This window comes from Paraburkholderia bengalensis, from assembly GCF_037126505.1.
Classification (GTDB): Bacteria; Pseudomonadota; Gammaproteobacteria; order Burkholderiales; family Burkholderiaceae; genus Paraburkholderia; species Paraburkholderia bengalensis.
In genome coordinates this window covers 1-8,464 of record NZ_JACFYJ010000175.1, presented here as the reverse complement: position 1 = coordinate 8,464, position 8,464 = coordinate 1, and the positions used below count along the sequence as shown (strand labels likewise).

The 8,464-nt window shown below is 61.7% G+C and carries 9 protein-coding genes; 1 reads left to right on the top strand and 8 read right to left on the bottom strand.

What is annotated here, in order from left to right:
• The 6 genes from H3V53_RS41685 to H3V53_RS41660 all read right to left on the bottom strand — a co-directional run.
• Positions 1-180, bottom strand: a 180-nt coding sequence (locus H3V53_RS41685; protein WP_336602814.1) for a CoA transferase, incomplete at its 3' end; no start/stop codon positions are given.
• 557 nt (positions 181-737) lie between these two features.
• Positions 738-974 (bottom strand): hypothetical protein, encoded by a 237-nt coding sequence (locus H3V53_RS41680; RefSeq protein ID WP_054924639.1) that lies wholly within the window; start codon positions 972-974, stop codon positions 738-740.
• A gap of 104 nt (positions 975-1,078) precedes the next feature.
• Positions 1,079-1,510: a PAS domain-containing protein gene (locus tag H3V53_RS41675; RefSeq protein WP_336602813.1), complete on the bottom strand. Its 432-nt coding sequence runs from the start codon at positions 1,508-1,510 to the stop codon at positions 1,079-1,081.
• Positions 1,511-1,641: 131 nt separating this feature from the next.
• On the bottom strand, positions 1,642-2,892 hold the full coding sequence (gene frc, locus H3V53_RS41670) for a formyl-CoA transferase (RefSeq protein WP_054924641.1): 1,251 nt from the start codon (positions 2,890-2,892) through the stop codon (positions 1,642-1,644).
• Positions 2,893-2,921: 29 nt separating this feature from the next.
• The gene (oxc, locus tag H3V53_RS41665; RefSeq protein WP_336602812.1) at positions 2,922-4,661 is read right to left on the bottom strand and encodes an oxalyl-CoA decarboxylase; all 1,740 of its coding nucleotides are present in this window, start codon (positions 4,659-4,661) and stop codon (positions 2,922-2,924) included.
• A gap of 220 nt (positions 4,662-4,881) precedes the next feature.
• Positions 4,882-5,601, bottom strand: a complete 720-nt coding sequence (locus H3V53_RS41660; protein ID WP_336602811.1) for a GntR family transcriptional regulator — start codon at positions 5,599-5,601, stop codon at positions 4,882-4,884.
• 267 nt (positions 5,602-5,868) lie between these two features.
• Between H3V53_RS41660 and H3V53_RS41655 the strand changes: the two genes are divergently transcribed.
• Entirely contained in the window at positions 5,869-6,252 is a 384-nt protein-coding gene (locus tag H3V53_RS41655) for a hypothetical protein (RefSeq protein WP_419539745.1), read from the top strand.
• Positions 6,253-6,488: 236 nt separating this feature from the next.
• Here the strand turns inward: H3V53_RS41655 and oxlT are convergent, their stop codons facing one another.
• A complete protein-coding gene (gene oxlT / locus H3V53_RS41650; RefSeq protein WP_336602810.1) occupies positions 6,489-7,808 on the bottom strand; it encodes an oxalate/formate MFS antiporter in 1,320 nt (439 codons plus the stop codon).
• A gap of 448 nt (positions 7,809-8,256) precedes the next feature.
• Positions 8,257-8,464 (bottom strand): FCD domain-containing protein (locus tag H3V53_RS41645; RefSeq protein ID WP_336602809.1); only part of this gene is annotated, 208 nt, incomplete at its 5' end.

Sequence of the window (8,464 nt, the reverse complement as noted above, 5' to 3'; positions counted from 1 at the left end):
GAAGTACAGGCTGTCGGCGTCGGGCACGTCGCGCAGCTGCTCGCGCGTGATGTCGCCCGCGCCCGCACGCTCCACCTTGATCACGTCCGCGCCGAACCACGCCAGCAGCTGCGTGCAGGTCGGCCCCGACTGCACATGCGTGAAATCGAGAATGCGCACACCGTCGAGTGCTTTGCCCATGCTACGTCTCCCATCATCGTTGAATGCCGTTCGCCGCCGACGTCGTTCGCACTGCCGGACCTTGGCCGGCCGACTTGGAACGCGTCTGATATGTGATATATCGTATTTACAGCCTGGTATTTGAGCAAGCTTTTTCCCGGCTTTTTCGGCGGGGATAAACCCTTATGGGCAAGGCCGCTACTCTGCGGGTGCTGAAGTGGCCGCACGGCGGACTTGTCGCATGAACGGCCTTGTTTGTCCGGCGCGCGCCGCGTGTCTGCGCGGTAGCCACGTGGCGCAGGCGATGTCGTCGCGTTTCATGTCCTGCGGTGGGCATCCGCCATGCGGTTTGTTTCGCGTTGACACCGCCATCGGCGCTGACATTCGCAATCGGCCCACGCGAAACACGCGTCACCGTCGTGTTTCACGTCTTGCGGCGAGCATTCGCAATGCGGTTTGCCATGCCCGTGCGCCGGCATCGCGCGATACGTCTCGCCACGCGGATGCCAGCAAGGAAGGGAGCGAACGGGATGGCGGCTATGCGCGCACGAGCCGGAACGGCACGAAGGGCGATATCCCTATGCTGACTGCGGTCCGATCACCGCAAAGGCGGCCCCGCGCGCAGCCGCGATTGCCGCAGCCTCGGTAGCGAACACCGTGTGATCGACGACCTGCTGGAATGGCAGGACATGGACGGGCGCCTCGGCGCCATCGTCGAGCATGCGCACGCATGCAAACGCAGCCCAGCCGCCGTTATGGATGAACTGCATGGCCGACAGTTCGAGTTGATACGGTCCAAAGGTTTCTACACGCATCGATGTTCTCCGTGCTGAGCGCCAGGATGGCGCTCGACGTGATATGAACTGCGCGAGTGCAGGGCGGCATGCACCGCCCTGGCCACAACCCGGAACAACAACGATCAGGCGCCGACGCGCGCCTCGAGTTCCGCGATGCGTTTGCGCAGAGTGCGGTCTTCCTGGAAGCGCGCGGTCTCGTCGCGGATCACCGCGACGATGCCCGTCAGTTCGCGCTCGTCCGAATACAACAGTGCAACCGTGAAAGCGATCGACAGCGCGCGGCCATCCTTGTGCAGCGCGGGCACGCGCAGCAGATCGTTGCCATAGCGCGTCTGTCCCGTCGCCATGGTCTTTTCGTAGCCTTCCCAATGACGCCCGCGCAGACGCTCGGGAATGATGAGATCGAGCGACTGGCCAAGCGCTTCTTCCTGCGTGAAGCCGAAGATGCGCTGCGCCGCGGGATTCCACAGCGTGATCGCGCCGTGCTTGTCGGAGATCACGACGGCATCGCCGATCACGTTCACCAGTTGTTGAAAGTCGATGGCTGCTTGCATATAGGGGCTCGTGTGTAATTGGGCTCGCTGCCGCTCAGTGAAAAACAGCGCCGCGGGGGCGCTGTATCCGGTTGGGCTCCGTCGCACGGTGCAATGCGACGGAGCCCGTCGATATACGCCTGCCTCGCCTGTTACACCACCTTCGCTTCCTTCAGGTTCGCGATCTGCTCGAAGCTGTAGCCGAGACCCTTGAGCACTTCTTCCGTGTGCTCGCCGAGCAGCGGCGAACCGGTGATTTCAGGCTTCATGTCCGAGAACTTGATCGGGCTGCCGACCGTCAGGTACTTGCCGCGTGCCTTGTGGTCCACTTCGACGATCGTGCCGCTCTTGCGCAGCGACTCGTCGTTGGCGATTTCCTTCATCGACAGAACGGGCGAGCACGGAATGTCGAACTTGCGCAGGATATCGACGGCTTCGAACTTGGTCTTGTCGGCGAGCCATTGTTCGATCGTATTGAAGATGTCGAAAATATGCGGCTGACGTGCCTGTGCCGTCTTGTAGTTCGGATCGTCGATCCATTCCGGCTTGCCGATGGCGCGGCAGATCGGTTCCCACGCGTGGCCCTGGATCGTGAAATAGATGTACGCGTTCGGGTCCGTCTCCCAGCCCTTGCACTTGAGCACCCAGCCAGGCTGGCCGCCGCCGCCCGCATTGCCGCCGCGCGGCACGACATCGGTGAACTCGCCGTGCGGATACTGCGGATACTCTTCGAGGTAGCCGACGCGATCCAGACGCTGCTGGTCGCGAAGCTTCACGCGGCACAGGTTGATCACGCTGTCCTGCATCGACACGGCCACCTTCTGACCCTTGCCCGTCTTGTCGCGGCCGATCAGCGCCGTGAGAATGCCGATGGCGAGGTGCATGCCCGTGTTGCTGTCGCCGAGCGCCGCTGCGCTCACAGTCGGCGGGCCGTCCCAGAAGCCCGTCGTCGAAGCCGCGCCGCCTGCGCACTGCGCGACGTTTTCATAGACCTTCAGGTCGTCGTAATGGTGGCCGTCGCTGAAGCCCTTCACGGACGCGACGATCATCTTCGGGTTCAGCTCGTTGATGCGCTCCCACGTGAAGCCCATGCGATCCAATGCGCCGGGCGCGAAGTTCTCAACCAGCACGTCCGATTCCTTGATCAGCTTCTCGAGCACTTCCTTGCCTTCCTGCGTCTTCGTGTCGAGCGTCAGCGAACGCTTGTTGCTGTTGAGCATCGTGAAGTACAGCGCGTCGGCGTCGGGAATGTCGCGCAACTGGTTGCGCGTCACGTCGCCCGCGCCGGGACGTTCGACCTTGATCACATCCGCGCCGAACCAGGCAAGCAACTGGGTGCACGCAGGACCCGCCTGAACATGCGTGAAGTCGATGATCTTGACGCCTTCGAGTGGTTTGCTCACTTTTGTATCTCCGTGTTGGGCTGATGTCATTACTTTTTCATTGCCGCGCTTTGCGGGTTCAGATTGGTCAGGCGTCCGCTTTCCGTGCCGGCTGCTTCGTCGATAACGGCGTTGATGAGCGTCGGCTTGCCGGATGCGATGGCCTCCTTCAGTGCCTTGTCGAGTTCTTCGGGCGTCGTCACGTTGTAGCCGATGCCGCCGAAGGCTTCGATCATCTTGTCGTAGCGCGCGTCCTTGACGAACACGGTCGGCGCGACGTCCTTGCCGCCCGTCGGGTTCACGTCGGTGCCGCGATACACGCCGTTGTTGTTGAAAATCACCGTGCACACGGGCAGCTCATAGCGGCAGATGGTTTCGAGTTCCATGCCGCTGAAGCCGAACGCGCTGTCGCCTTCGATCGCCAGCACCTGCTTGCCGCTCGTCACGGCTGCGCCGATCGCGAAGCCCATGCCGATGCCCATCACACCCCACGTGCCTGAATCGAAGCGCTTGCGCGGCTGGTACATGTCGATGATGGCGCGCGCGTAGTCGAGCGTGTTCGCGCCTTCATTGACGACGTTGATGTCCGGGTTCGCCTTCACCACGTCGCGCAGCACGCGCAGCGCGCTGTGGAAGTTCATCGGCGACGGATTCTTCGCGAGCGTCGCGGCCATCTTTTGCAGGTTCGTATTCTTCTTCTCGCTGACGGCGTCGAGCCATTCCTTCGGCGGCTGCGGGAAGTTCTCGCCGACCTGATCGACGAGCGATGCGACACACGAACCGATATCGCCGACGATAGGCGCCGCGATCGCGACGTTGCTGTCCATCTCTTGCGCGGAGATATCGATCTGCACGAACTGCTTCGGCTTGCCCCACGTTTTGCCCTTGCCGTGCGACAGCAGCCAGTTCAGGCGCGCGCCGATCAGCACGACGACATCCGACTCCGCGAGCACGAACGAACGCGCAGCCGAGGCCGATTGTTCGTGCGTGTCGGGCAGCAGGCCCTTGGCCATCGACATCGGCAGGTACGGAATACCCGTCTTCTCGATGAACGCGCGGATTTCCTTGTCGGCCTGCGCGTATGCAGCGCCCTTGCCGAGCAGCACCAGCGGGCGCTTGGCGTTCTTCAGCAGATCGATGGCGCGCTTGACGGAATCGGGCGCGGGCAGTTGGCGCGGCGCGGCGTCGATCACGCGGACGATGGATTGCTGTGCCTTCACGGCGTCGATGGTTTGCGACAGGAGCTTCGCGGGCAGATCCAGATACACGCCGCCCGGACGGCCCGACACGGCTGCGCGAATCGCGCGCGCCACGCCGATGCCGATGTCCTCTGCGTGCAGCACGCGGTACGCCGCCTTCGCGTAGGGCTTCGCTGCGTTCAGCTGATCCATCTCTTCGTAGTCGCCTTGCTGCAGGTCGACGATTTCACGCTCGCTCGATCCGCTGATCAGGATCATCGGGAAGCAGTTCGTCGTCGCGTTGGCGAGCGCCGTCAGACCGTTCAGGAAGCCCGGCGCGGACACCGTCAGGCAAATGCCGGGCTTTTGCGTCATGTAGCCCGCGATCGCGGCGGCGTGGCCCGCGTGCTGCTCGTGACGGAAACCGATGAAGCGCATCCCTTCCGCTTGCGCGAGGCGCGCGAGGTCGGTGATTGGAATGCCGACCAGACCAAAAATCGTGTCGATGTCGTTCGCCTTCAGCGCGTCGATGACGAGGTGGAAGCCGTCCGTCGTTTGTTGTGCGTTCTGTTCAGCGGAATCCTGCGGTCTGATCTCAAGTACATCTGCCATGACGTCTCCTCCTTGGCCGGGTGTTGTGTGCGTCGTCGTGATATACAATATTCCAAACACAATATTAGTCAACGGGTTTTTGCAGGTGCCTGGCGATGCTGTTGCATCGCAAAAACGTCGTTTGAGCCTTGTGTCTGGAGGGTTTGGGCGCCTGGATCGTGCACTGCATCAAGCGTCCGTACGGGATAGTCCTGGGTCTTTTCGAGACCCGGGTGCTGGCTTAGTCGAGAAAATCGCAATGCGTCTCGACGTACAGCGCGAGATCGAGCGAATGCTGGCGCACCAGCGTCTCGACACGTTCGGTATCGCGCGCTTCGAGCGCCTCGACGATGCGCATGTGGTCCGCGATCGAACGCGACGCCCGGTCGCTCTGCGCGATCGTCATGCGCCGTATCGCGCGCACATGCATGAAGATGTTCTTGATCGTGTCGAGGATGATCTGCGAGCCGGATAGTTCGACGAGCGCCTGGTGAAACGCGATGTTCACCTCGGAGTATTCCTCGATGTGATCGGTCGGCGCGGCGTCGTTGAAGTGGTCGAACATCGCGCGCAGCTTCGCGATCTCGTCGTTCGACGCGCGCTGGGTGGCCAGCCGCGCCGCGACGCTTTCGAGCGCGGCCCACATGCAGATCATCTCGACGATCTCTTTCTTCGTCTTGCGCAGGATGTAGACGCCGCGGCGCGGCACGGTGCGCAAAAAGCCTTCCTGTTCGAGCAGCGTCATCGCCTCGCGCACGGGCGTACGGCTCACGCCGAGCGCCTCTGTCAATTCCTTCTCGTCCAGACGCACTTCCGCGCGCGAGTGATAGATGTCGGTGTTCGCGATCGCCTGCTTGAGTCGCGCGTACGCCTGATCGCGCAGCGAAGCCGTCGCGTTGATCGGTGTGAGATTCAGACTCAACGGGACCGCGCGGACGTTTTCTTGCGTGTCGGTGGACATGGTCGACGTGTCTCCTCGTTGTCGAAAACGGTGATGGCCGGGTCGGCGTTCGAGTCGCATCCGCGCACTCGTTCGGCCTTGTCAGCGCCGTCTTGCATATGTGCAATACTGTATATCACATATCTTATCGACACCACTTCTCCTGCACCCTAGGTATGCAGCGGTCTTTCCATAAACGTTGATTGATAGTTTTCTAAAAAAACTTTAACTATCGTGAATCGATCGACGCGCCTATCCTGTTTTCACGCAATCGATGAAACGGAGGGGATGATGCGCAACGCACACGATGAACACACGAGCCACTACGACCGCTCGATCGACGCGCAACTGTGCGCGTTCAATAGCGCATTCGCCGACCTCGGTCTGCGGTTCCGCTGGGATGCACAGACGCTGACGTCGCTGGCGGCAATCGACGGCGAGCATGCGCGCGTCGTCGCTTATCTGCAGGCGCACCAGCCGCACCTGCTCAACGCATACAGCGCGGAGTTTCTGAGCGCCGCGATTCTCGCGAAGAAGAGCGCGCATACGCCCGACGTGCTGCCGACGCGCGTGGATATACCCAACGACGGCGCACGCGCAAGCCGTTCGACGGGCTTCTCGTTCTCGCAGTACTTCGGAGACGACGGCGTGCCTGCTCTCGCAGGCGCCTGAGCGGCCCGCCGCGACCACGAAGCAGGCTCTGAAAAGTCTCCCGCGCGTTCATGCGCGGGAGACTTTTTTATTGGTATTTGGCGATGCGACGAACGCAAAGCACGCCAACGTCGCCGCCAACGCCATCGTCATCGCCGTTCACACGATGAAAAACAAGAAGCGGCGCATTGCCACCATCTGGCCATGCGCCGCTTCTGCTGTCATCCGTCATCCTGCCGCTGCGCGGCAGCGCGTCTTCACTCGCCCGAACTGGCGCTCAAGCGCGATGCGTTAGCCGACGATGCCGCCGCCGAAGTGCCCGACTCGATCCAGCGCGCGCGCATGGGCGCCAGCACGAATTTCGCCGACACGCCCGCCGCAATCGTGATCACAGCCGACACGATGAACACGAGGCTCCAGCCGCCCGCGCCCGACAACACCGACGCAATCGGCACCAGCAAGGCCGCCGTGCCCTTCGCGGTGTACAGCGTGCCGGCATTGGCCGCTGCGTACTTGCTGCCAAACGTATCCGCGCAGATCGCCGGGAAGATCGAGAAGATCTCGCCCCAGAACAGGAAGATCAGCGCCGCGAAGGTCATGAACGCGTACGGGTTCTGGCCGTAATGCATCATGCCGAGCAGCGCGAGCCCCTCGCCGATGAAGATCGCGAACATCGTGTTCTCACGGCCGATCTTGTCCGAGATGAAGCCGCACAGGGGACGCGTGAAGCCGTTGCAGATGTTGTCGATGGACAGTGTCATCGTCAGCAGGGGCAGCGTCATGCCGAACATCGTCATCGGCAGCTTGGCGAGACCCCAGTCCTTCGCGATGGGACCGATCTGCGCCGTGGCCATCAGGCCGCCCGCGGCCACCGCCACGAACGACACATAGATCAGCCAGAACACGGGCGTCTTGATCATCTGGCCCGGCGTGTAATCGACCTTGCTCACCGCGAACTTGCGCTTGATGCCTGCCGTTGCGCGCGTGACCGGCTTGTTCAGCAGCAGCGACAGCACGAAGATTGCCACGCCCTGCAAGATGCCGAAGAACAGGAACGTGTGCTCGTAGCCCTGCGACGAGATCATGTTGGCGATCGGAATCACCGTCACCGCCGCACCCGCGCCGAAACCCGCCGCCGTCAAACCGGCTGCGAGACCGCGCTTGTCCGGAAACCATTTCAACGCATTGCCGACACACGTGCCGTACACGCCGCCCGCGCCGATGCCGGCGACGACCGAGCCGATATACAACTCTGTCAACGTGGTCGCGTGCGAGAACAGCATCCACGCGAGACCCGCGCAGATCGCGCCACCTGCCACGACGGGACGCGGACCGAAGCGGTCGACGAGCCATCCTTCGACGGGCACGAGCCACGTCTCGGTCAGAATGAAGATCGAGAAAGCCAGCTGAATCGATGCTTCGCCCCAATGGTGCCGCGCGTTCATCGGCGCGACAAAGAGCGTCCATGCATACTGAAGGTTAGCGACGAGCGCCATGCACAGCATGCCGATCACCAGCTGACTCCAACGGTTCGCGAAAAGACCGCTTCCCGTCGCCTGTCGGGTATTTCCATTCATGAGCAACGTCTCCGCTTTTCTAATGTGTTCGATGCCGGATGCGCATGACACGACGCGCCGCCTGCATCCGCCTTACTCGTACTTCTTCTACCCGGCGTTGGGGACCTTTCGACAGACCTGCGTAGTTAACCATTCAAACAGGTTGCGGTCTTTACATTTTTATTCCAACGGCCTGCGGATTAACCCGAATGCATCGTCTTTCAGGGGCAAACGCGCGCGTTAACCCTGAGTCGCAATGCTGATCGGGCGAACCCATCGTAAGGTCGCGTGCGCAATTGCGAATAATTAAAGTTACTTATCGAATGGATTCGCTATCGTTTATAGATGCGATGGCGTGGGACGCGCAGAGGAGCTTGCCGCTTGGCAATGAGGGAAGATGCGGACATCCCCGGAGTGGGATGTCCGCAGTCAATCGTGTAAACGGTCTGGAAAAAAGGGCGCGCCTTCTTCAGTCAAGAAAGTCGCAGTTGGCTTCGATGAACGCGGCGAGATCGAGCGAATGCTGACGCGTCAGCCGCTCGGCGAGTTCGGTATCGCGCTTTTCGAGCGCCTCGATAATGCGCAGATGGTCGACGATCGAGCGCGACGCGCGGTCGCTCTGCGAAATCGTCATGCGGCGAATCGCGCGCACGTGGATGAAGATGTTCTTGATCGTG